The 20,985-nt window shown below is 67.7% G+C and carries 24 protein-coding genes; 6 read left to right on the top strand and 18 right to left on the bottom strand.

Annotated elements, in window-relative coordinates; translation table 11 throughout:
* The 3 genes from FHY06_RS08485 to mscL form a co-directional block, all read left to right on the top strand.
* Positions 1-778 (top strand): YadA-like family protein (locus FHY06_RS08485; protein ID WP_184604472.1); only part of this gene is annotated, 778 nt, incomplete at its 5' end.
* Between the two features lie 184 nt (positions 779-962).
* Positions 963-3,452, top strand: a complete 2,490-nt coding sequence (locus FHY06_RS08490) for a tetratricopeptide repeat protein (protein ID WP_132752360.1) — start codon at positions 963-965, stop codon at positions 3,450-3,452.
* Between the two features lie 59 nt (positions 3,453-3,511).
* On the top strand, positions 3,512-3,943 hold the full coding sequence (gene mscL / locus FHY06_RS08495; RefSeq protein ID WP_019654386.1) for a large conductance mechanosensitive channel protein MscL: 432 nt from the start codon (positions 3,512-3,514) through the stop codon (positions 3,941-3,943).
* A 113-nt stretch (positions 3,944-4,056) separates the two neighbouring features.
* On the opposite strand, the gene pdxA is transcribed toward mscL, so the two are convergent.
* The 3 genes from pdxA to FHY06_RS08510 are packed head-to-tail and all read right to left on the bottom strand — an operon-like array spanning position 4,057 to position 7,248.
* Positions 4,057-5,091: a 4-hydroxythreonine-4-phosphate dehydrogenase PdxA gene (gene pdxA, locus FHY06_RS08500; RefSeq protein WP_145761265.1), complete on the bottom strand. Its 1,035-nt coding sequence runs from the start codon at positions 5,089-5,091 to the stop codon at positions 4,057-4,059.
* 31 nt (positions 5,092-5,122) lie between these two features.
* Positions 5,123-5,896 carry a Nif3-like dinuclear metal center hexameric protein gene (locus FHY06_RS08505; protein WP_019654388.1) on the bottom strand — a complete coding sequence of 258 codons (774 nt, stop codon included), beginning with the start codon at positions 5,894-5,896 and terminating at the stop codon, positions 5,123-5,125.
* Positions 5,893-7,248, bottom strand: coding sequence for an MFS transporter (locus FHY06_RS08510; RefSeq protein WP_019654389.1), 1,356 nt, complete (start codon positions 7,246-7,248; stop codon positions 5,893-5,895). Before FHY06_RS08510 ends, FHY06_RS08505 begins: the two co-directional genes overlap by 4 nt.
* 294 nt (positions 7,249-7,542) lie before the next feature.
* Here FHY06_RS08510 and FHY06_RS08515 point away from each other — a divergent pair, with 294 nt between their 5' ends.
* The gene (locus FHY06_RS08515; protein WP_019654390.1) at positions 7,543-8,703 is read left to right on the top strand and encodes a trypsin-like peptidase domain-containing protein; all 1,161 of its coding nucleotides are present in this window, start codon (positions 7,543-7,545) and stop codon (positions 8,701-8,703) included.
* A 182-nt stretch (positions 8,704-8,885) separates the two neighbouring features.
* Here FHY06_RS08515 and tatC read toward each other — a convergent pair whose 3' ends face one another.
* The 9 genes from tatC to FHY06_RS08560 form a co-directional block, all read right to left on the bottom strand.
* Entirely contained in the window at positions 8,886-9,698 is an 813-nt protein-coding gene (tatC, locus tag FHY06_RS08520) for a twin-arginine translocase subunit TatC (protein ID WP_019654391.1), read from the bottom strand.
* A gap of 70 nt (positions 9,699-9,768) precedes the next feature.
* Entirely contained in the window at positions 9,769-10,230 is a 462-nt protein-coding gene (tatB, locus tag FHY06_RS08525) for a Sec-independent protein translocase protein TatB (protein ID WP_019654392.1), read from the bottom strand.
* A 16-nt stretch (positions 10,231-10,246) separates the two neighbouring features.
* Complete coding sequence (gene tatA, locus FHY06_RS08530; protein WP_019654393.1) at positions 10,247-10,495, bottom strand: Sec-independent protein translocase subunit TatA; 249 nt, start codon at positions 10,493-10,495, stop codon at positions 10,247-10,249.
* Positions 10,496-10,560: 65 nt separating this feature from the next.
* Positions 10,561-10,920, bottom strand: a complete 360-nt coding sequence (locus tag FHY06_RS08535; protein ID WP_184604474.1) for a histidine triad nucleotide-binding protein — start codon at positions 10,918-10,920, stop codon at positions 10,561-10,563.
* Positions 10,910-11,299 (bottom strand): DUF4870 family protein, encoded by a 390-nt coding sequence (locus FHY06_RS08540; RefSeq protein ID WP_126182688.1) that lies wholly within the window; start codon positions 11,297-11,299, stop codon positions 10,910-10,912. The genes FHY06_RS08535 and FHY06_RS08540 overlap by 11 nt, the downstream gene beginning before the upstream one ends.
* 13 nt (positions 11,300-11,312) lie before the next feature.
* Positions 11,313-11,708, bottom strand: coding sequence for a phosphoribosyl-ATP diphosphatase (locus FHY06_RS08545; protein ID WP_126182687.1), 396 nt, complete (start codon positions 11,706-11,708; stop codon positions 11,313-11,315).
* Positions 11,705-12,103, bottom strand: a complete 399-nt coding sequence (gene hisI, locus FHY06_RS08550; RefSeq protein ID WP_184605003.1) for a phosphoribosyl-AMP cyclohydrolase — start codon at positions 12,101-12,103, stop codon at positions 11,705-11,707. Before hisI ends, FHY06_RS08545 begins: the two co-directional genes overlap by 4 nt.
* Before the next feature lie 68 nt (positions 12,104-12,171).
* Positions 12,172-12,957: an imidazole glycerol phosphate synthase subunit HisF gene (hisF, locus tag FHY06_RS08555; protein WP_019654398.1), complete on the bottom strand. Its 786-nt coding sequence runs from the start codon at positions 12,955-12,957 to the stop codon at positions 12,172-12,174.
* A gap of 26 nt (positions 12,958-12,983) precedes the next feature.
* A complete protein-coding gene (locus FHY06_RS08560) occupies positions 12,984-13,817 on the bottom strand; it encodes a D-hexose-6-phosphate mutarotase (RefSeq protein WP_184604476.1) in 834 nt (277 codons plus the stop codon).
* 170 nt (positions 13,818-13,987) lie between these two features.
* On the opposite strand from FHY06_RS08560, the gene FHY06_RS08565 reads away from it, so the two are divergent.
* Positions 13,988-15,292 (top strand): dicarboxylate/amino acid:cation symporter, encoded by a 1,305-nt coding sequence (locus FHY06_RS08565; protein ID WP_019654400.1) that lies wholly within the window; start codon positions 13,988-13,990, stop codon positions 15,290-15,292.
* A 20-nt stretch (positions 15,293-15,312) separates the two neighbouring features.
* Positions 15,313-16,230 (top strand): amino acid ABC transporter substrate-binding protein, encoded by a 918-nt coding sequence (locus FHY06_RS08570; RefSeq protein ID WP_184604478.1) that lies wholly within the window; start codon positions 15,313-15,315, stop codon positions 16,228-16,230.
* A 9-nt stretch (positions 16,231-16,239) separates the two neighbouring features.
* Here the strand turns inward: FHY06_RS08570 and FHY06_RS08575 are convergent, their stop codons facing one another.
* The 6 genes from FHY06_RS08575 to FHY06_RS08600 all read right to left on the bottom strand — a co-directional run bounded on the left by FHY06_RS08575 (position 16,240) and on the right by FHY06_RS08600 (position 20,982).
* Entirely contained in the window at positions 16,240-17,412 is a 1,173-nt protein-coding gene (locus FHY06_RS08575) for an AAA family ATPase (protein ID WP_184604480.1), read from the bottom strand.
* Positions 17,413-17,431: 19 nt separating this feature from the next.
* The gene (gene hisA, locus FHY06_RS08580) at positions 17,432-18,172 is read right to left on the bottom strand and encodes a 1-(5-phosphoribosyl)-5-[(5-phosphoribosylamino)methylideneamino]imidazole-4-carboxamide isomerase (protein WP_184604482.1); all 741 of its coding nucleotides are present in this window, start codon (positions 18,170-18,172) and stop codon (positions 17,432-17,434) included.
* A gap of 63 nt (positions 18,173-18,235) precedes the next feature.
* A complete protein-coding gene (hisH, locus tag FHY06_RS08585; protein WP_184604484.1) occupies positions 18,236-18,895 on the bottom strand; it encodes an imidazole glycerol phosphate synthase subunit HisH in 660 nt (219 codons plus the stop codon).
* Between the two features lie 19 nt (positions 18,896-18,914).
* Positions 18,915-19,541, bottom strand: coding sequence for an imidazoleglycerol-phosphate dehydratase HisB (gene hisB / locus FHY06_RS08590; RefSeq protein WP_019654405.1), 627 nt, complete (start codon positions 19,539-19,541; stop codon positions 18,915-18,917).
* Positions 19,538-20,635: a histidinol-phosphate transaminase gene (gene hisC, locus FHY06_RS08595; RefSeq protein WP_184604486.1), complete on the bottom strand. Its 1,098-nt coding sequence runs from the start codon at positions 20,633-20,635 to the stop codon at positions 19,538-19,540. Before hisC ends, hisB begins: the two co-directional genes overlap by 4 nt.
* A complete protein-coding gene (locus tag FHY06_RS08600; RefSeq protein ID WP_019654407.1) occupies positions 20,632-20,982 on the bottom strand; it encodes a hypothetical protein in 351 nt (116 codons plus the stop codon). Before FHY06_RS08600 ends, hisC begins: the two co-directional genes overlap by 4 nt.
* Positions 20,983-20,985: the final 3 nt, after the last annotated feature.

The following is a 20,985-nucleotide window of genomic DNA, read 5'->3' on the forward strand; positions in this document are numbered from 1 at the left end:
GGCCAGCAATGGCACGATCAACACGCTGAGCGCCACCAACGTCAGCACCACAAATCTGACGGCCAACGCCGGCACGATCAACACGCTGAGCGCAACCAACGTCAGCACCACCAACCTGTCGGCCAGCCGCGGCACGATCAACACGCTGAGCGCGACGAACGTCAGCACGACCAACCTGTCTGCCGCCAGCGCCACGGTCAATGCACTGACCGCCGGCACGGTCGCCGCCACGACGGTGAACGCCAGCACGGTGAATGCCACCACCGGCAACTTCCAGACGATCACCGCGGCCAACGGCAACATCACGGTGCTGAACACGCAGACCGGCAACATCACCACGATCAACGCCGTGACCGGCAACGTCACGACGCTGAATGCGGGCACGGTCAACGTCACCGGCAACGTGAATGCGGGCGGCACCATCACCGCGGGCAACGGCGTGATCGCCAACGGGCGCGTGCAGAACGTGGCCCCGGGCGTGCTGCCGACGGATGCCGCGAACATGTCGCAGTTGAACCAGGTCCGCAGCGAGGTGCAGGACATGCGCAGGACCAGCAGCACCGGCGCGGCCATCGCGCTGGCCGCGGCCTCGGTGCCAGCGCTCGAGGCGGGCAAGAACTTCGGCATCGGCGTGGGCGTGGGCTCGTACGACGGCCGGTCGGCCATCGCTGCAGCGGCCAGCTTCCGCATCGGCGAAGGCGCGCAGATCAAGCTGAACATCGGCAGCGGCAACAACGGCAAGGTCGGCGGCGGCATCGGCGCCTCCTGGTCCTGGTAATCCGCCCGGCACTTCCGCGGCGCCAGCGAGCGCGCCGCGGGAATGCCAGCGGATGCAATCGAAAGGCCGGCCCCTATACTGGGTGACCGGCCTTTTCACTTGTGCGGAAGGCCGGCACCGAAGCGGCCGCAATCACTGTCCCGACCCAGTCTCGCCCCAGACTCGACACTCTTCACGCGGATTCATGAACTCACCTTCTCTCGCTCCCGCTCCCTCCACGCCGGCCGCGGACGCCGGGCAACTCCTGGAGCAGGGTCTGGCGCTGCACCGGGTGGGCCGCTTTGCGGAGGCCCTGCAGGTCTACGAGGCGCTGCTGTCGCGCTTCCCCGAGCATGCCGACGCGCTGCACCTCAGCGGCGAGGCGCTGTACCGGCAAGGCCGTCCCAAGCTGGCGCTGAACTACGTGAACCGGGCGATCGCACGGTCGCCGCACCACTTCTACTTCAACACCCGCGCGACGATCTTCATGCACATGGGCCTGCCGAACGAAGCGCAGCAGGACCTTCGCCGCGCGATCAAGGCCCAGCCCAACTACCCCGAGGCCTACGTGAACCTGTCGGCGGTCTATCGCCAGCAGAAGAAATTCCGCCAGGCGCGCGAAGCCGCCGCCGAGGCCACGCGGCTCGCGCCGCAGGCACCCGCCGCATGGAACAACGCCGGCGCCATCGACATGGAGCAGGACCGCTTCGACGAGGCGATCACGCAGTTCGGCCGCGCGCTGGCGCTGGACCCCGGCTACGCCGCCGCGCACAAGAACATCGGCAAGATCCGCGCGCACCAGAAGGACTGGGCCGCCGCGCTCGGCGCGTATGAAAAGGCCGCCGCCGACCCGATGGACTGCGAGGCCGCGTTCATGCTCTCCAGGGCGCTGCAGGCCTGCGGACGCATCGAGGAGGCGATCGAACCGATGCAGCGCGCCATGCGCAACTGGCCGGCCGAGGAGCGCCACAAGGCGCTGTCCGACCCCGAGGGCGTGGCTGCGCTCTACGGCGTGTGCGGAGCGCTCGAGGGCGTGTCGATGCGCTTCGCGGAGTCGGCCGAGCTCTACAGGCTCGCGCTCGAAAGCCTGCCCGAGCACGAGCTGCTGCTGAACAACCTGGGCACGGTGAACTTCCGGCTCGGCCGCTTCGACACTGCCATCGAGGTGCTGAAGAAGGCGCTCGAGGTGCACCCGCGCCAGGTGCTCGCGCGATGCAACCTGGGCGTGACCTACGTGATGGCAGGCCAGTCGAAGGAGGCCATCGCCGAATTCGAGCAGTGCCTGCGCGACGATCCCGACTTCATGCCCGCCATGGTGTGGATGCTGGGCGAGAAGGCGCACATCGCCGACTGGAACGGCGTGCCCGAACTGCGCGAGCGCATCGCGGCGCTGCTCGACAACCCGAGCAACGACCAGACGGTGTCGTCCTTCATCCTGATGTCGAACTACGACGACGCGCGCCGCCTCATGAACTGGACGCAGCGCTCCGCCCTGCTGGCCGACCGCAACACGGCCATCAGGCCCTTTGCCGATGCAGGCGCGCGCCGCACCTCGCCGCGCATCCGCGTGGGCTACTACTCCTTCGACTTCCGCAATCATCCGGTGGCGCACCTGACGGCAGAGCTCTATGGCCGGCACGACCGCAAGGAGTTCGAAGTCTTCATCTACTCCTACGGCCCCGACGACGGCCACCCCGCACGGGCGCGCATCGCCGCCACCGCGGAACATTTCGTCGACCTGCAGGGCCTGTCGATCCAGCAGATGGCCGAGCGCATCCGCGACGACGAGATCGACATCCTGGTCGACCTCTCGGGCGACACGCGCGGCGCCAAGCCGCAGGTGATGGCCTACCACGCGGCGCCGGCGCAGCTCATGTGGCTGGGCTACATGGGCACCAGCGGCACGCCCAACTACGACTACCTGGTGTCCGACAACTTCCTCTCGCCGCCGGGCACGGAAGACTGCTACTCCGAGAAGCTGCTGCGGCTGCCGGAGACTTTCCAGGTCATCGACACCCAGCGCCCGGTCAATCCGCACAGGCCCACGCGCGCCGAGCACGGCCTGCCCGAAGACGCCTTCGTGCTGTGCAACTTCTCGCAGTCCTTCAAGATCCAGCCCGAGACCTTCGAGGCCTGGGTGCGCATCGTGCAGGGCATTCCGAACTCGGTGCTGTGGCTGGCCCAGGGCCCGAACGGCTTCGAGCAGAACCTGCGCGCGCAATGGGAGAAGGCGGGCCTGCCGGCCGAGCGCCTGATCGTGTCGCCGCGCATGCCGGTCGACCAGCACCTGGCGCGCATCGGCCTGGCCGACCTGTTCATCGACACCTTCCCCTACAGCAGCGGCGCGACCGCGAACGACGTGCTGTGGTCGAGCGTGCCGCTGCTGGCGCTCACCGGCACGACAATGGTGTCGCGCATGGCGGGCAGCCTGCTGCGCGCCATCGGACTGCCGGAGCTGGTGGCCACGAACCACGCGGAGTATGTCCAAAAGGCCATCCACTACGCCACGCACCGGGAAGAGCTGGCGGCGCTGCGCTCGCGCCTCGCGAAGGCCAAGGAAGCGCGCAGCGGCTATTTCGACACGCCACGCTTCGTGCGCCACCTGGAAGACGGCTACAGGCAGATTGCCTCGCGCAGTCGTGAAGGGTTGCCGGCTGCGCACGTCGATGTGGCACCGCGCCCGCTGGAGAAGTGAGCAATCGCGGGCATACTCGGCTCTCCTTCAACAGCAGAGCTCCAGCAGCCTTTTGAATCATGAGCATCCTCAGTGAATTCAAGGAATTTGCCGTCAAGGGCAACGTCATCGACCTCGCGGTCGGCGTGATCATTGGCGCGGCCTTCGGCAAGATCGTCGACTCGCTCGTGGCCGACATCATCATGCCGCTGGTGGGCGTGGTGTTCGGCAAGCTCGATTTCTCGAATCTCTACGTGGTGCTGGGTACGGTGCCGCCGGGCGTCGCGAACACGCTGGCGGACCTGAAGAAGGCAGGCGTCCCGGTGCTGGCGTACGGCAACTTCATCACCATCGCCGTCAACTTCGTGATCCTCGCCTTCATCATCTTCATGATGGTCAAGCAGATCAACCGCCTGAAGCGCACCGAGGAGCCGGCGCCCGCCGCAGCCCCCGCGACACCCGAAGACGTGGTGCTGCTGCGCGAGATCCGCGACAGCCTCAAGCAGCGCTGAACCTGTTGCCCGCCCCAGGCTGCGCGCACTTCGTGTCGCGCACGCCTTGACCCTGCCGGGCAACACCCACGGCCCGGCAAAGCCGGTTCCGCGGTGTTTCTGGAGAAGTCGGTTCAGCTCAGCGTGCGAGCCATGCGCAGCGCCTCCACGAGGCTGGACGCATCGGCCCGCCCCGTTCCGGCAATGTCGAACGCGGTGCCGTGATCGGGACTGGTGCGCACCAGCGGCAGGCCCAGCGTCACGTTCACGCCCTTCTCCACGCCCAGGTACTTGACCGGGATCAGTCCCTGGTCGTGGTACATCGCAATCACCACGTCGAACTCGCCGCTGGACGGCACGCCGTTCTTGGCGCGTGCGCGCATGAAGACCGTGTCGGGCGCGTGAGGCCCGCTGGCATCGATGCCCTCGGCACGCGCCGCCTCGACGGCCGGCGCAATGATCTCCCGCTCCTCCGAGCCGAAGAGCCCGCCCTCGCCCGCATGCGGATTGAGCCCCGCCACGCCGATGCGCGGCGCGCGGCCCAGCGCGTGCGTGAGCGCACGGTGCGTGATGCGCAGCGTCTCCAGCACGCCCTCGAAGCGCACCGCCTCGATGGCCTTGCGCAGCGACATGTGGATGCTGACGAGCACGGTGCGCAGCTCGTCGTTGGCCAGCATCATGCGCACCGGCACGTCGGCCACGGTGCGGCCCAGGTGCGCGGCCGCCTCGGCCTGCAGCAGCTCGGTGTGGCCGGGGTACGGAAAGCCGGCGGCCGACAGCGCCTCCTTGTGCAGGGGCGCGGTCACGATGGCGCCGATCTCGCCGCGCAGCGCGGCCCGCGCGGCCCACACCACGCATTCGCCCGCCACCCGACCGGCCTCGGCGCTGATGCGGCCCGTTTCGATGCCAGAGGGCGGCGCGATCACCTGCAGTACCGGGATGCAGCCTGGCGGGACACTGGCCGCCTCGGCGACCGATTCGATCTCCAGCACCGGCCAGCCGGGGCGGCCGTCGGCGGCCAGGACCTGCGATGCCTTGCGCAGCGTGCCCACGTCGCCGGCGACGAAGGCGCCACGCGTCGCTTCGGGCGCATCGCGGAAGGCCTTGACGATGATTTCAGGGCCGATGCCGGCGGGGTCGCCCAGCGTGATGGCGATGGAGCCGCTCATTGGAAATACACCTCCGTGCTCCGCGCCGCGCTCATGCCGGGTTGTCGATGTCGATGAACTCGTGCGTCAGCCCGAGTTGCGCAGCCACGTGCCCCGCCACCGCGGGGGCGCCGTAGCGCTCGGTGGCGTGATGCCCGCAGGCGAGGAAGGCCACGCCCATCTCCCGCGCGTAGTGGGCCTGCGGCTCCGAGATCTCGCCGGTGATGAAGGCATCGGCGCCGGCCGCGATGGCGGCCTCGAAGTAGCCCTGCGCGCCTCCGGTGCACCAGGCGATGTTCCTGATGGGGCGCTGGGCCGCGTCGACCAGCGTCACCGGCCTTTTCAGCACGCTCTCGACGTGGGTGGCGAGCGTCCTGGCGCTGTCGAAGCTCCCGCCGCCTTCCTGCGTGCCGATGAAGCCCAGTTCCTGCTCCCCGAAGCGGCCGCCCGGACCGGTATGCGCCACGAGCCCCAGCTTCAGGCCCAGCTGGGCGTTGTTGCCGAGTTCGGGGTGCGCGTCGAGCGGCAGGTGGTAGGCGAAGAGATTGATGTCGCGGCCCAGCAGCAGGCCGAGGCGCTGCTTCATCCAGCCGGTGACGCGGCCGTCCTGGCCGCGCCAGAAGAGGCCGTGGTGGACGAAGATGGCATCGGCGTCGGACTCGATAGCGGCCTCGATCAGCGCGCGGCTGGCGGTCACGCCCGAGACGATCTTTCGCACCACGGTGCGCCCTTCGACCTGCAGGCCGTTGGGTCCGTAGTCCTTGAAGCGCCCGGGGGCCAGCAGCAGGTCGAATGCGTGAAGCAGTTCGTGGCGGGTTGTGCTCATCGCGCCATTGTCGCGCCCCGCGCGGGCGCCACGCCACCGTCGCGCATCGCATGGCCGCGCGCGGCCAGGGGCAGCAGCGCCAGCAGGAAGCCGAGCGCGGCCAGCACCGCGACGTAGTGCGCGGGCGCCATCGTGTCGTGCTGCAGCCAGAGCGTCAGGATCACCGGCGTGAGCCCGCCGAAGACCGCGTACGACATGTTGTAGGCGAAGGAAAGCCCGGTGAAGCGCACCGGCGCCGGGAAGGCGCGCACGCCCGCGATCGGCACGGTGGCGATGGAGCCCACGAACAGGCCCACCAGGCCGTAGTGCCAGAAGAGCGTCGCCGGCGTACCGGGCAGGCCGCTGTAGAAAAGGTAGGCCGTGGCGAACAGGCCGCCCCAGCCGATCAGCATGACGGCCCGGGTGCCTATGCGGTCGCTCGCCCAGCCGGCCAGCACGCAGCCCAGCGTGAGCGTCAGCGTGGCCAGGGCGTTGGCCTCCAGCGCCATGGCGGCAGGAATGTGGTGCACCTTCTGCAGGTAGGTGGGCGTGTAGAGCACCACGACCACGATGGCGGCCGACAGCACCCAGGTCAGCAGCGCGACGTACACACAGGCCAGGCGATGCTCGCGCAGCACGGTGCGAAGCGGCAGCTCGCGCGCCGCGTTGCGGCGGCCGGCCAGCTCCTTGAACACCGGCGTCTCATGCAGGAAGCGCCGCAGGTACACCGACACCAGCCCGAACACGCCGCCCAGGATGAACGGAATGCGCCAGGCGAAGTCGCTCACCTGCTCGGGCGAATAGTGGCGGTTGATGGCCACCGCGATCAGCGAGCCCAGCAGGATGCCGCCGGTGATGCCCGAAGTCAGCACGCCGATGCCCAGGCCGTAGCGCTTTTCCGGCACGTGCTCGCCCACGAACACCCAGGCGCCGGGCATCTCGCCGCCGATGGCCGCGCCCTGCAGCACGCGCATCGCCAGCAGCAGCAGCGGGGCCGCCACGCCGATGCTGGCGTAGGTGGGCAGCAGGCCGATCACCAGCGTGGGCGCCGCCATCAGGAAGATCGACAGCGTGAACATGCGCTTGCGGCCGAAGATGTCGCCGAAATGCGCGATGACGATGCCGCCCACCGGGCGCGCCAGATAGCCGGCCGCGAAGATGCCGAAGGTCTGCAGCTGGCGCAGCCAGTCGGGCATGTCGGCCGGGAAGAACAGCGCTCCCAGCACGGTGGCGAAGAACACGTAGATGACGAAATCGTAGAACTCCAGCGTGCCGCCGAGGGCGGACAGGCCGAGGGTCTTGTAGTCGCTCGAGGCGAGCGTGCGCGCCGGCACCGGCCGTGCGCCGTGCGGGGTGGTAGCTTCTGAAGTCATGGCAGGCAGGAAGATCTTGGCCGCGCGCCAACCCGCGAAACCGGGTGAGAAACGGAAAGAATGGCGCGCTGACGGAAGGCCTCGCCGCACCCGCCGGATGGGCGGCACGGGGGCCGAAAAACAGACGGACCGGGTGGGGCCGACCCGTGATACTAAGTGTTAACCCGAATTCACGCCCCGGCACCCTCCTAATCTCGACCGGCCCGGGCGGTCTCCGGACTGCCCGGTTGAGGGACAATTGACAACATTGCCGCGCTGCTTGCGGCTTTCCAACGTCTTTTTCACCAATCTTTCATGAAACGCACCTGGCTGCTATTTGCCCAAGCCGTGACCGTCCTGCTGGCGGCTTACTTCGTCGTCGCGACGCTCAAGCCCGAGTGGATCAACAAGCGCGCGACCTCGTTGGGCGGCGTGGTCTCGATCGTCGAGGCCCCGGCCAGCAACCCGGGCGTCACGGCCCCCGGCAGCCTGAGCGCGCCTGCCAAGAAGGCTTCGCCAGCGGTGGTCAGCATCAACACCAGCAAGGCCGCCCAACGCCACCCGCGCAGCAACGACCCCTGGTTCCGCTTCTTCTTCGGCGACCAGGACGACCAGCCCCAGGTGGGCCTGGGCAGCGGCGTGATCGTGAGCCCCGACGGCTACATCCTCACCAACAACCACGTGGTGGAAGGCGCCGACGAGATCGAGGTGACCCTCAACGACAGCCGCCACGCGCGCGGCAAGGTGATCGGCACCGATCCAGACACCGACCTGGCCGTGCTGAAGATCGAGCTCGACAAGCTGCCGGTGATCGTGCTGGGCGACTCCGACGGCCTTCAGGTCGGCGACCAGGTACTGGCCATCGGCAACCCCTTCGGCGTGGGCCAGACCGTGACCAGCGGCATCGTGTCCGCGCTGGGCCGCAACCAGCTCGGCATCAACAACTTCGAGAACTTCATCCAGACCGACGCGGCCATCAACCCCGGCAACTCGGGCGGCGCGCTGATCGACGTGAACGGCAACCTGCAGGGCATCAACACCGCGATCTACTCCCGCTCGGGCGGCAGCATGGGCATCGGCTTCGCCATCCCTGTGTCGATGGCCAAGATCGTGCTCGAGGGCATCGTCAAGGAAGGCCAGGTGCGCCGCGGCTGGATCGGCGTGGAGCCGAGCGACCTGTCGCCCGAGCTGGCCGAGACCTTCGGCGTGAAGGCCGACTCCGGCGTGATCATCACCGGCGTCCTGCAGAACGGCCCCGCCGCCAAGGCCGGCATCCGGCCGGGCGACGTGATCACCTCGGTGGGTGAGAAGAAGACGGACAACGTGCAGGCCCTGCTGACCGCCGTGGCCGGCCTCAAGCCCGGCACGACCTCGCGCTTCGCGCTGCAGCGAGGCAGCGACAAGATGGAACTGGACGTGACGCCGGGCCTGAGGCCGAAGAGCCCGGTGCGGCAGGTGCCGAATCAGCAGGAGTAAAAAGCTCTCCCCCAGGCTTCGCGCACTTCGTGTCGCTTCGCCAACCCCCTTCCGGGGGCAACACCGGCGGCCCGGCGAAGCCGGTTCCGCGGTGTTTCTGGAATTTTCGGGGTAGTTTTGGCTACTGGCTGCGGGCCTGACGGGCGCAGCGGGCCCTGTCGCAGGGCCTGCTGGAGGGCTGGCTAGCTGGAGGCCGAGTCGGCGCTGCTCTGTTCTTCTTCGGACTTCTTGGTGCTGCTGGCGAAGTACTTGGCGCCGAGGATGCCCACTTCGTACAGCAGGCACATCGGCACCGCCAGGGCCAGCTGCGAGACCACGTCGGGCGGCGTGAGCACTGCGGCCACGACGAAGGCGACCACGATGAAGTAGCCGCGGAAGGACTTGAGCTTCTCGATGGTCACCATGTCGAAGCGCACCAGCAGCATCACCACGATCGGCACCTGGAACGCCACGCCGAAGGCGATGTAAAGCGACAGGATCGCCTCCACGTAGGAGGAGATGTCGGGCGTCGCCTGCACTGCGGCGGGCGCGAAGTGCTGGATGAAGCCGAACATCTTGTCCAGCACGAAGAGCTGCACGAAGGCGATGCCCGCATAGGCCAGCAGGCTGCCGAAGCAGATCAGGGGCAGCGCGAAGCGTTTCTCATGGCTGTAGAGGCCCGGCGCGACGAACATCCACGCCTGGTACATGAGCCAGGGCAGCGCCAGCAGCACGGCCGCCATCATCAGCACCTTCAGGGGCACGAAGAACGGCGAGAACACGCCGATGGCGATGAGCTTCGCGTCGTGCGGCATGTGGGCCTTGATCGGCACCGCGATCAGGTCGATCAGGCCGGCCGGGCCGGGCCAGATCGCCAGCAGCACACCCGCGACCACGAGGCCGTAGACGCAATAGAGCAGGCGGTCGCGAAGCTCCATCAGGTGCGCCACGAACGGCTGTTCGGTGCCCGCGAGCTCGTCTTCCTTGTCGTTGCTCTTGTTGTCTGAATCGGCCATTGGAAAAGAAGAAAGCGTGACGTCGGCCGGCGTGCGGCGCTCGAAGAACGCGGTGAAGGGAGGAAAGCCGCTAGTTGATCTTGTGCGGGCGGAAGCGTGCCACGCGCGCGGCGCCCGAGAGCGCCTTGGTGCGCACGCCGTTGCGCGCCTTGTACCACTGCGGCGTGGCGCCCTGCTTCAGGCGCCAGTTCTTGCGGGGGTGCTTGTAGACCGGCGGCGGTGGCGGCTCGGGTTCGGCCAGCGCCGAAAGGGTTTCGCCCGAACCGCTGAACTGCTTCTCGAACTCGCTCGCGCCCGTGTGGATGCTGTGCTCGACGTCGCGCGCCGCATCCTCGACGGTGGTCTTCATCTTGCGGAGCTCGTCGAGCTCCATCGAGCGGTTGACTTCGGCCTTGACGTCGTTCACGTAGCGCTGCGCCTTGCCCAGCAGCGTGCCGACGGTACGGGCCACGCGCGGCAGCTTCTCCGGGCCGATGACGATCAGCGCGACGACGCCGATCAGCGCCAGCTTCTCAATGCCGAGGTCGAGCACGTGCTGCTGCCCGTGCTCAGGACTTCTGACGCGCTTCGACGTCGATCGCCGACTTGTCGCCGTTGGCCGGCTGGCCGGTCACCTGCTGGGCGGGAGCCGAGGGTGCAGCGGAAGCGTCGGACGCGGAGCCGTCCTTCATGCCGTCCTTGAAACCCTTGACGGCACCACCGAGGTCCGAACCGATGTTCCGCAGCTTCTTGGTGCCGAAGATCATGACCACGACGAGCAGCACGATCAGCCAGTGCCAGATGGAAAAAGAACCCATGGAGAACTCCTAAGAATGTGTCCGATTTTAGTCGGGCGTAATGTGACAGTTTGGCTTAATGCCCGTCAGCCGCGAAGCCATGGCCGGGGGCCGCCCATGACATGGACATGGAGATGGTGAACCTCCTGCCCGCCCTCCGCACCCGTATTGACCACGACCCGGAAGCCGCCCTCCGGGTAGGGCCTGCAACCCTGCTCCAGCGCCAGCTTGGGCGCCAGGGTCATGATCTTGCCCATGAGCGCCGAATCCTCGGGCGTCAGCTGGGCCATCGAGGGAATGTGCTTCTTCGGCACAAGCATGAAATGCACCGGCGCCCAGGGCGCGATGTCGTGGAAGCCGAACAGGTCCTCGTCTTCGTAGACCTTGCGGGAGGGAATCTTGCCCCCGATGATTTTGCAGAAGACGCAGTTCGGATCAGATGACATCTTTGGGTTCCATGGGACGGCCGTCGTTCATCCGGATCATGCCCTTCACGATCCGGTAGAGGAACCACAGCGAGATCAGGCTCCAGGCGATCCAGCCCGGCACGAAGAGCAGCAGCCAGAGCCACGAGGTGACGATGTACAGGAGCCCGGCCCACAGCACCGAGCGGATGCGCCAGCTGAAATGCGAGGCCTGCCAGGTGCCGGCCGCGTCGTCGCGCTTCACGAAGTCGATCACCAGCGCGATGAGCAGCAGCAGCACGGAGGCCTGCGCCCCCGGCACGACGGCGCCGATGGCCACGATCAGGTGCAGGATGTAACTGACCCAGCCCCAGGTCTTGAGCGAGTCGTCGGGTTCCACGTTCACGATGTCGTTGGCCATGGCAGGTGTCCTTTCAATCGTTGGGGGCTTCGGCTTCCCGTGCCTTCACCTTGCGAAGCGCCTTTTCCTCGATGCCGCTGGTGCCCTCGCGGCGCTCCAGTTCGGCAGTGACGTCGGCCGGAGAGAAACCGTAGTGCGCCAGCGCCACCATGGTGTGGAACCACAGGTCGGCCACTTCGTTCACTATTTTCGAGCGGTCGCCACCGTGGTCGGCGTCCTTGGCGGCCATCACGACTTCGGTGGCCTCCTCGCCGATCTTCTTGAGGAAGGCGTCGGGGCCCTTGTGCAGCAGGCGCGCGACGTAGCTTTTCTCGGGGTCGCCGCCGCGCGCGGGCAGGCGGCTTTCGATGACCGCGGCCAGGCGGGCGAGCGCGTCGGAGGTGCTGTCGTTGTTCACTGTGGCCGTCACTTGTAGATCGATTCCGGGTCTTTCAAGACGGGCTCGACCGCTTTCCAGCCGCCGTTGTCGTACTTGTTGAAGAAGCAGCTGTGGCGCCCGGTGTGGCAGGCGATGCCGGGCTCGTGGCCGAGCTGGGTGACCTTGAGCAGCACCACATCGCTGTCGCAGTCGAGGCGGATCTCGTGCACGGTCTGCACGTGGCCCGACTCCTCGCCCTTGAACCACAGCTTGTTGCGCGAGCGGCTGAAATACACCGCGCGGCCCAGCTCGGCGGTCTTCTCGAGCGCCTCGCGGTTCATCCAGGCGAACATCAGCACGTCGTTGCTGCCCTGTTCCTGCGCGATCACGGGCACCAGGCCGTTCGCGTCCCACTTCACTTCATCGAGCCAGTTCATGGAAGGTATTGTCGGGGATGGCAAAAGACCCTTGGACAGCCTTTTGAGGCTGCCCGGGAGGCTGTCCGCGGGGCCATTCAGCGGTCGATGCGCACGGGAATGCCCCGCGCGGCCATGCGGGCCTTGGCCTCGCCGACCGTGTGCTCGCCGTAGTGGAAGATGCTCGCGGCCAGCACCGCGTCGGCGCCGCCGGTCTGGATGCCGTCGGCCAGGTCGTCCAGGCTGCCCACGCCGCCAGAGGCGATCACCGGCACGTTCACGGCGTTGCTCACCGCGCGGGTCAGCTCCAGGTCGAAGCCGCTCTTGGTGCCGTCGCGGTCCATGCTGGTCAAGAGGATCTCGCCGGCGCCGCGGCGCGCCATCTCGGCGGCCCATTCGACGGCGTCCAGGCCGGTGTTCTTGCGCCCGCCGTGGCTGTACACGTCCCAGCCCGCGCCGCGCGTGGCGGCCTCCTCGGGGCTGCGGCGCTTGGCGTCGATGGCGACCACGATGCACTGCGAGCCGTATTTCTGCGACGCGTCGCTGATCACCTGCGGATCGGCGATGGCGGCCGAGTTGAAGCTGGTCTTGTCGGCGCCGGCGTTGAGCAGCCGGCGCACGTCGGCCACGGTGCGCACGCCGCCGCCCACGGTCAGCGGAATGAAGACCTGCGAGGCCACCGCCTCGATGATCGGCAGGATCAGGTCGCGGCCGTCGCTGGTGGCGGTGATGTCGAGGAAGGTGAGCTCGTCGGCCCCCTGCGCGTTGTAGCGCGCGGCGATCTCGACCGGATCTCCGGCGTCGCGCAGTTCGACGAAGTTGACGCCCTTGACGACGCGGCCGCCGGTGACGTCGAGGCAGGGAATGATGCGTTTGGCAAGCATGGTGGAGTAAGGAACCGGTGGGGTGGTCAGATAACGCGCAGCTGCTGCCAGCCGAGCCATTGGGCGCCGGGCGCGAGCAGCACGGGCTCGTCGATGCGGGCCGCCTCCACGCAGAGCATGTGGCGATAGCCGTCTTCGGGCATGTCGGCGAGTTTCGCACCTAGCACGGCGCCGGGGTTCCAGACCACGGTCTCGGTGCAGGTGGGGCTCTGGGAGATTTCGACTGTGCCGCCCGGCTGCACCAGCTGCAGCGGCCGGCCCGGCGTGCCGTAGACGCTGTCGAACTCGGCCTCGAACTGCAGCGCCTGCGCCTTTTCGGCATGGCGCTCGTCGGTCAGCGAATCCCAGCGATCGGCGCCCTGGAGGCCCTCCAGGCGCGCATCGGCGATTTCGTCGACGCGCAGGTAGGTGTGCAGCGCCGCGGTGAAGGACCAGGACGCGGCATCGGTGTTGACCAGGGTGAGCGCCGTGCGAAGCCCGCCGGGGCTCAGCGTTGCATCCAGCCGTGCCTCGAAAGAGTGCGGCCAGAGCCTGCGCGTGGCTTCGTTGTCGCGCAGCGTCAGGCGAAGCGTCTGGGGGACGTCGGAAGGGGCGTTTTCCCAAGGCAAATTGCGCATGAAGCCATGCTTGGGCAGCATGCCGCGCTGGTTAAACTGCGGGCAGCAAATGGGTATGCCGCCGCGGATGGCGGCCTGTCCGTCGAACACCGCGCGCGGGCTCAGGTAGAGCCTCTCCACAGCGTCGGCCGTGGTCCACGACAGCACATGGGCACCATGCAATGCGACGGTAAGGGTGCTTCCGTCGGCGCCGGTTGCGCGCATGGCGGGCTGGCCGCGGAACTCGATCAGGCTGGTTTCCATGTGAGGAATTGTAGGCAGCGCCCGTTCAGTGGCACGGAACTGGCATCCCGGCCCATTGCGCGGCCGGGGCCTTCTTGGATACCCTGTGGCCGCCTGCACCGGGAGACAAGGTGCAGGCCGGTCCCGCGCACCCGGAAAAAATCACTCTCACACGACAAAAGGGGATACGAATGAAGAAGCTGCCGATGGCCGCATGGATCCTGATCGCGATGGTGCTGGGCATCATCGTCGGCTACATGATCTTCACCAGCTTTCCGGACAAGAAGGCCGCGAAGGAAATCGCAGACTACGTCTCCATCGTCTCGGACGTCTTCCTGCGCCTCATCAAGATGCTGATCGGCCCGCTGGTGTTCTCCACGCTGGTGGTGGGCATCGCGCACATGGGCGACGCCAAGTCGGTGGGCCGCGTGTTCGGCAAGGCCATCGGCTGGTTCCTCACGGCCTCGCTGATCTCGCTGGTGATCGGCCTGGTCATGGCCAACCTGCTCAAGCCCGGCGAGAACCTCGGGCTGCCGCTGCCCGACATCGGCGCCTCGGCCAACCTCGCCACCGCCAAGTTCACGCTCAAGGAGTTCGTGAGCCACACGGTGCCGAAGTCCTTCGTCGAGGCCATGGCCAACAACGAGATCCTGCAGATCGTGGTGTTCTCGATGTTCTTCGGCGTGGCGCTGGCTTCGCTGGGCGACAAGGCCAAGACGCTGGTCGCCGCCATCGAGGAGCTCTCGCACGCGATGCTCAAGATCACCGGCTACGTGATGAAGCTCGCGCCGCTGGCCGTGCTGGCCGCCATGGCCGCCACCGTGGCCGTCAACGGCCTGGGCATCCTGCTGAAGTTCGCGGTGTTCATGGGCGACTTCTACCTGGGCCTCTTCGTGCTCTGGAGCGTGCTGGTCCTGGCCGGCTTCCTGTTCCTCGGCCCGCGCGTGTTCAAGCTGCTGGTGCTCATCAAGGAGGCCTTCCTGCTGTCGTTCGCCACCGCCAGTTCGGAGGCGGCCTATCCGAAGATCCTGCAGGCCCTCGACCGTTTCGGCGTGAAGCGCAAGATCTCCAGCTTCGTGATGCCGATGGGCTACTCGTTCAACCTCGACGGCTCGATGATGTACTGCACCTTCGCCGTGCTCTTCATCGCGCAGGCCTACAACATCCACATGCCGATCAGCACGCAGATCACGATGCTGCTGATCCTGATGCTCACCTCCAAGGGCATGGCCGGCGTGCCGCGCGCCTCGCTGGTGGTGATCGCCGCCACGCTGAACCACTTCGACATTCCCGAGGCCGGCCTGCTGCTGATCCTGGGTGTGGACACCTTCCTCGACATGGGCCGCTCGGCCACCAACGCGGTGGGCAACTCCATCGCGACGGCGGTGGTCGCCAAGTGGGAGGGCGAGCTGCTTTCCGAGAGCGACGCCGAAGTCAACGCCAAGGCGCTCGACGAGGAGGCCAACGCCACCCTCGCCCACCCGGCGCACGCCTGAGCCGAAGCGAAGAACACATCATGAAGCGCATCGGCACGCTGCCATTCGCTTTCCTCGCCGCGCTGCTGGCGGCGGTGGTGCTCGCGGCCCTGCCCGCTGCGCCCGCGCGGGCGCAGGAGCAGCTCACCGGCACGCTGGCCAAGGTGCGCGAGAGCGGCACCATCGCCATCGGCTACCGCGAGTCGTCCGTGCCCTTCTCGTACCTCAATGCGCGCAACGAGCCCATCGGCTATTCGATAGAGCTCTGCCGCGCGCTGGTGACGGCGATCGAGGACGCGGTGAACAGGAGCCTCGCGATCAAGTGGGTGCCCGTGACCTCCGATTCACGCATCGACGCGGTCGTGAGCGGGCAGGTCGACCTGGAGTGCGGCTCCACCACCAACAACCTCGAGCGCCAGAAGCGCGTGAGCTTCTCGCCTACGATGTTCGTCTCCGGCACCAAGGTACTGGTGAAGAAGGGCTCGCCGATCAAGTCCTTCCGCGACCTCGCCAATCGCAAGGTGGCCGTGACCGCGGGCACCACCAACGAGAAGACGCTGCGCGAGCTCTCGCAGAAGTTCAAGCTCAACATCGACCTGCTGGTGGCGCGCGACCACGCCGAATCCTTCGGTCTCGTGAAGAGCGGCCAGGCCGACGCCTTCGCCACCGACGACGTGCTGCTCTACGGCCTGATCGCCAAGGACGCCGCGAAGAGCGACTACGAGGTGGTCGGCGACTTCCTCTCCTACGACCCCTACGGGATCATGTACCGCAAGGGCGATGCCCAACTCAACAAGGTGGTCATCGACGCCTTCCAGGTGCTGGCGGAGGACGGCGAGATCGAGCGCCAGTACAAGCGCTGGTTTCTGCGCAAGCTGCCGTCGGGGGAAAGCATCAACCTGCCGATGAGCGCGCAGCTGGAGACGATCATCCAGACGATGTCGGTGAAGGCCGAGTAGTCGGGCCCGCTATCTTGCAGGCCACTCCCATCGCGGGATCTCGCTCATGTCGAGGTTCGCGATGCGGGTCTCGCCGAAGCGCTTTTCCAGCACCACAGGCTGCATGCCGTCGCTGTCGTCCAGCGCCGAGATCAGCCGTGCCGCGTGCGACACCACGATCACCTGCGACTGCCGCGCGGCCTGCGCGATGAGGCGGCCCAGCGCGGGCAGCAGGTCGGGGTGCAGGCTGGTCTCGGGTTCGTTGAGCACCAGCAGCGCGGGCGGCCGCGGCGTGAGCAGCGCCGCGATCCACAGCAGGTAGCGCAGCGTGCCGTCGGAGAGCTCCGCGGCCGTCAGCGGCCTCAGCAGGCCGTGCTGGTGCATCAGCGTCTCGAAGCGGTCGCCGTTGACGCGGATCTCGATGCCGGCGCCCGGAAAGGCATCGTCCACCGCACGGTCGAGCGCTTCGCCATCGCCGATCTCGCGGATGGTCTGCAGCGCGGCGGCCAGGTCGGCGCCGTCGTTGGCGAGCACCGGCGTGTAGGTGCCCAGTTGCGGCTGGCGCGCGGGCGCCTCGGCGTCGGAGCGGAAGTGGTCGTAGAAGCGCCAGGAACGCATCTGCTCGCGCAGCGTGAGCATCTCGGGCGCGTCGCGCGGGTCGGCGTGCTCGGTCATTATGCTGGCGAAGGCCGGGATGGGCCGGCCGACGGCCTGCCAGCCCTTGCCCTCGCGCAGCCGCAGCGCGGCGCCCTTGCGGTCGACCAGTTGCGTGGAGGGCCGCAGCAGCGGGCCGCTCCAGATGGCCTCATGCTTGATCTGCGGATCGTGCGAGAAGGCGGTGGACGGAATGGGCGGCGGCAGGCCGATGTCGATGGCGTAGCCGAAGTCGTCGGCCTCGGCGCCGGCGAAGCCCAGCTTCAGCGCCACGGGCTCGCTGCGCGTGGTGCCCTGCACCGGCACGTCGCCGCGCAGCATCGCGGCCGAGAAGCGCTCGGGGCCGGCCCACAGGGTGGATGAAAGCCCACCCTCGCGCACCAGCGAGCGGATCACGCCGCCGTTGGCGATGTCGGCCAGCAGGCGCATCGCGCGGTAGACGCTCGACTTGCCGCTGCCATTGGGCCCGGTCACGACCGTGAGCCGCCCCAGCGGCACGGTCAGCTGCCGCAGCGATCGGTAGTTGGCGATGGCGAGCGCGGAGAGCACGCGCTGCGCAGTGGGAGCGTCAGGCGGTCAGCTCGTCCGCGCGCGCCTGCGCGGCGGCGAAGTCGAGGTCGCCCGAATAGATGGCGCGGCCGCAGATCACGCCCTCGACGCCGTCGGATTCGACCGCGCAGAGCTGGTCGATGTCGGCCATGTTCGACAGGCCGCCCGAGGCGATCACGGGGATGGTCAGCGCCTGGGCCAGCTTGACGGTGGCCTCGATGTTGATGCCCGAGAGCATGCCGTCGCGGCCGATGTCGGTGTAGATGATCGACTCGACGCCGTAGTCCTCGAACTTCTTGCCGAGGTCGGCCACCTCGTGGCCCGTGAGCTTGCTCCAGCCGTCGGTGGCGACCTTGCCGTCCTTGGCGTCCAGGCCCACGATGATGTGGCCGCCGAAGGCGCTGCAGGCGTCCTTCAGGAAGCCGGGGTTCTTGACCGCGGCGGTGCCGATGATCACGTAGCGCAGGCCGTCGTCGATGTAGCGCTCGATGGTGTCGAGGTCGCGGATGCCGCCGCCGAGCTGCACCGGGATGTCGTCGCCCACCTCGCGCAGGATCGCCTTGATCGCCGCGTGGTTCTGCGGCTTGCCGGCGAAGGCGCCGTTCAGGTCGACCAGGTGCAGCCGCCGCGCGCCGGCATCGACCCACTTGCGCGCCATGGCGGCGGGGTCTTCGCTGAAGATGGTGGACTGATCCATGTCGCCCTGCTTGAGGCGAACGCAGTGGCCGTCTTTGAGATCAATGGCGGGAATGAGGAGCATGGAAGTGACGCGAGTGTGCGAGATCCGGGCTGTCAGAGCCCGGGCCCGGCAGGAAGAACAGGTTCAGGGGTTCCAGTGGAGGAAATTGCGATATAGCTGCAGCCCATGGTCCGCACTCTTCTCCGGGTGGAACTGGGTTGCAAAAATGTTATCTCGTGCGATGGCTGCGGTAAAGCTCGCGCCGTATTCCGCCTCGCCCACGCTGTGTTTGGGGTCGACCGGACGGGCGTAGAAGCTGTGCACGAAATAGAAATAGCTGAGGTCGGGCACCCCCGCCCACACCGCGTGCGGCTGGGCCTGCCGCACCTGGTTCCAGCCCATCTGCGGCACCTTGAAGCGGCTGCCGTCGGGCTGCAGGCGTCCGGCCAGGTCGAACTTGATCACCTCGCCGGGAATGAGGCCCAGGCCGTCGGTCGGGCCCTCGTCGCTGCGCGACAGCATCATCTGCATGCCGACGCACACGCCGAAGAGCGGCTTGCTGGCCGCCGCCTCGAGCACCGATTCCTGCAGGCCGGAGTCGCGCAGCTCGCGCATGCAGTCGGGCATGGCGCCCTGCCCCGGCAGCACCACGCGGGTGGCCTTGCGGACCACGTCCGGGTCGGAGGTGACGAAGACTTCCACGCCCACCTGGTCGGCCGCGTGGCGCACGGCCTGCGACACGGAGTGCAGGTTGCCCATGCCGTAGTCGACGACCGCGACGGTGTTTGCTGCTACAGATTTCATAGCTTTCAGGCCGCCATCCTCAGAGGGAGCCCTTGGTCGACGGGATCACCCCCGCAGAGCGCGGATCGAGTTCGAGCGCGCCGCGCATGGCGCGCGCGAAGGCCTTGAACACCGTCTCGCACTGGTGGTGCGCGTTGACACCCTTGAGGTTGTCGATGTGCAGCGTGACGAAGGCGTGGTTCACGAAGCCCTGGAAGAACTCGTAGGTGAGCTGGCTGTCGAAGGCGCCGATCATCCCGCTGGTGAAGGGCACGTGCATCACCAGGCCCGGGCGGCCCGAGAAGTCGATGACGACGCGGCTCAGGGCCTCGTCCAGCGGCACGTAGGCGTGGCCGTAGCGGCGGATGCCCTTCTTGTCGCCCACGGCCTTGGCCACGGCCTGGCCCAGCGTGATGCCGACGTCTTCCACGGTGTGGTGGCCGTCGATGTGCAGGTCGCCCTGGCAGTCGATCTCGAGGTCGATCAGCCCGTGGCGGGCGATCTGGTCGAGCATGTGGTCGAAGAAGCCGATGCCGGTCGAGAGCTTGGCCTTTCCGGTGCCGTCGAGGTTGACGCTGACGGTGATCTTCGTCTCGGCGGTGTTGCGGGTGACCGTCGCGACGCGATCGGCAGCACCCGCGAGGGCCGTGGTGGTGGGGGTGGTCATAGTGAGGCTTCGAGTGCCGCGAGCATCCGCGCATTCTCGTCGGCCGTTCCGACGGTCAGGCGCAGGCAGTTTGCGAGCAGATCGTGCATTTTAGAAACGTTCTTCACCAGCACCCCGTGTGCCTTCATGCCTTCGAAGGTCTTGGCGGCATCGGGCACGCGCAGCAGGATCATGTTGGCGTCGCTCGGCCAGGTCTTCACGCCGGGCAGGCGACCGAGCCCCATCATCAGGCGCTCGCGCTCCTCGCGGATCTGGCGGGCCTGCGCTTCGAACACGTCGGCGTGCTCCAGCGCGAAGAGCGCGCACTCGCAGTTCAGCACGCTGACGTTGTAGGGCGGGCGCACCTTGTCGATCTCGGCGACCAGCCCGGCCGGGCCCATCAGGTAGCCCAGGCGGATGCCGGCCAGGCCGAACTTGCTGAGCGTGCGCATCAGCAGCACGTGGCCGTGCTTCGCGAGCCGGTCGATGTAGCTGCGCGCGGCGAAGGGCTGGTAGGCCTCGTCGATGGCGACCAGGCCGCCCTGCGCGCCCTGGGCCTCGACGATGCGCTCGAGCACAGCATCGTTCCAGAGGTTGGCCGTGGGGTTGTTGGGGTACGCGAGGTAGACGATGGCGGGCTTCTCGCGCTCGATGGCGGCCAGCATGGCGGCCTCGTCGAGTTCGAAGTCGGCCGTCAGCGGCACGCCGACGAAGCGCAGTCCCTGCAGCCTCGCGCTCATGGCGTACATGACGAAGCCGGGCACCGGCGCCAGCACGGTGGCGCCGGGCTTGTCGCAGGCGATGGCCAGCAGCGAGATCAGCTCGTCCGAGCCGTTGCCCAGCATCAGCTCGAAGCCTTCCGGCATCTGCGCATGCGCGGCCAGCGCGCGGCGCAGGTCGGCGCCTCGCTCGCCCGGGTAGCGGTTCAGCGCCAGCGCGCCGAGCCGCGCGCCGAGCTCGGCCTGCAGCGCGGGCGGCAGGCCGAAGGGGTTCTCCATGGCGTCGAGCTTGATGAAGCCGGTGGCGTCCTGCACCGCATAGGCGTGCATGGACCGCACGTCCTCGCGGATGCGGTCGAGCGGAAGGCGGGCGGGTTCGGAAGGAGCAGCGGTCATCGGGTGCAGCGGTAGCTGTTGCGGAGGGCGCCGGCCATGACCAGTTGCACGGGCATGTCGGCTTCGTAACTGTCGGCGTTGCGGCTCAGCTCCGTCTGGTAGAGCGAGCGCGCCATGGAGGGCTCGAGGCGGCGGCCTTCGATGCAGAAGATCGGCTTCTGCCCGTTGCGCTGCGAGGCCTCGACGCCTTCGCGCAAGCCTTCGAGCACGCCGACGAGGTAATAGCTGGCGTAGGCCTTGCCGTCCTTCTCGCCGGCTTCGAGCGTGCGCAGCTCGCGGATGCTCATGGCCTGCGCACCGGTCGCGGCCGCCGCGAGCACGAGCGACAGGAAGGCGGCACGCTTCATCGG

It is taken from the genome of Variovorax atrisoli (assembly GCF_014195185.1).
Lineage (GTDB): Bacteria > Pseudomonadota > Gammaproteobacteria > Burkholderiales > Burkholderiaceae_C > Variovorax > Variovorax atrisoli.

Excerpts from the sequence above, each read along its gene's own strand:
- FHY06_RS08490 (WP_132752360.1), top strand. The coding sequence starts at position 963 with ATGAACTCACCTTCTCTCGCTCCCGCTCCCTCCACGCCGGCCGCGGAC.
- mscL (WP_019654386.1), top strand. The coding sequence starts at position 3,512 with ATGAGCATCCTCAGTGAATTCAAGGAATTTGCCGTCAAGGGCAACGTC.
- pdxA (WP_145761265.1), bottom strand. The coding sequence starts at position 5,091 with ATGAGCGGCTCCATCGCCATCACGCTGGGCGACCCCGCCGGCATCGGC.
- FHY06_RS08505 (WP_019654388.1), bottom strand. The coding sequence starts at position 5,896 with ATGAGCACAACCCGCCACGAACTGCTTCACGCATTCGACCTGCTGCTG.
- FHY06_RS08510 (WP_019654389.1), bottom strand. The coding sequence starts at position 7,248 with ATGACTTCAGAAGCTACCACCCCGCACGGCGCACGGCCGGTGCCGGCG.
- FHY06_RS08515 (WP_019654390.1), top strand. The coding sequence starts at position 7,543 with ATGAAACGCACCTGGCTGCTATTTGCCCAAGCCGTGACCGTCCTGCTG.
- tatC (WP_019654391.1), bottom strand. The coding sequence starts at position 9,698 with ATGGCCGATTCAGACAACAAGAGCAACGACAAGGAAGACGAGCTCGCG.
- tatA (WP_019654393.1), bottom strand. The coding sequence starts at position 10,495 with ATGGGTTCTTTTTCCATCTGGCACTGGCTGATCGTGCTGCTCGTCGTG.
- FHY06_RS08535 (WP_184604474.1), bottom strand. The coding sequence starts at position 10,920 with ATGTCATCTGATCCGAACTGCGTCTTCTGCAAAATCATCGGGGGCAAG.
- FHY06_RS08540 (WP_126182688.1), bottom strand. The coding sequence starts at position 11,299 with ATGGCCAACGACATCGTGAACGTGGAACCCGACGACTCGCTCAAGACC.
- hisF (WP_019654398.1), bottom strand. The coding sequence starts at position 12,957 with ATGCTTGCCAAACGCATCATTCCCTGCCTCGACGTCACCGGCGGCCGC.
- FHY06_RS08560 (WP_184604476.1), bottom strand. The coding sequence starts at position 13,817 with ATGGAAACCAGCCTGATCGAGTTCCGCGGCCAGCCCGCCATGCGCGCA.
- FHY06_RS08565 (WP_019654400.1), top strand. The coding sequence starts at position 13,988 with ATGAAGAAGCTGCCGATGGCCGCATGGATCCTGATCGCGATGGTGCTG.
- FHY06_RS08570 (WP_184604478.1), top strand. The coding sequence starts at position 15,313 with ATGAAGCGCATCGGCACGCTGCCATTCGCTTTCCTCGCCGCGCTGCTG.
- hisA (WP_184604482.1), bottom strand. The coding sequence starts at position 18,172 with ATGCTCCTCATTCCCGCCATTGATCTCAAAGACGGCCACTGCGTTCGC.
- hisH (WP_184604484.1), bottom strand. The coding sequence starts at position 18,895 with ATGAAATCTGTAGCAGCAAACACCGTCGCGGTCGTCGACTACGGCATG.
- hisB (WP_019654405.1), bottom strand. The coding sequence starts at position 19,541 with ATGACCACCCCCACCACCACGGCCCTCGCGGGTGCTGCCGATCGCGTC.
- hisC (WP_184604486.1), bottom strand. The coding sequence starts at position 20,635 with ATGACCGCTGCTCCTTCCGAACCCGCCCGCCTTCCGCTCGACCGCATC.
- FHY06_RS08600 (WP_019654407.1), bottom strand. The coding sequence starts at position 20,982 with ATGAAGCGTGCCGCCTTCCTGTCGCTCGTGCTCGCGGCGGCCGCGACC.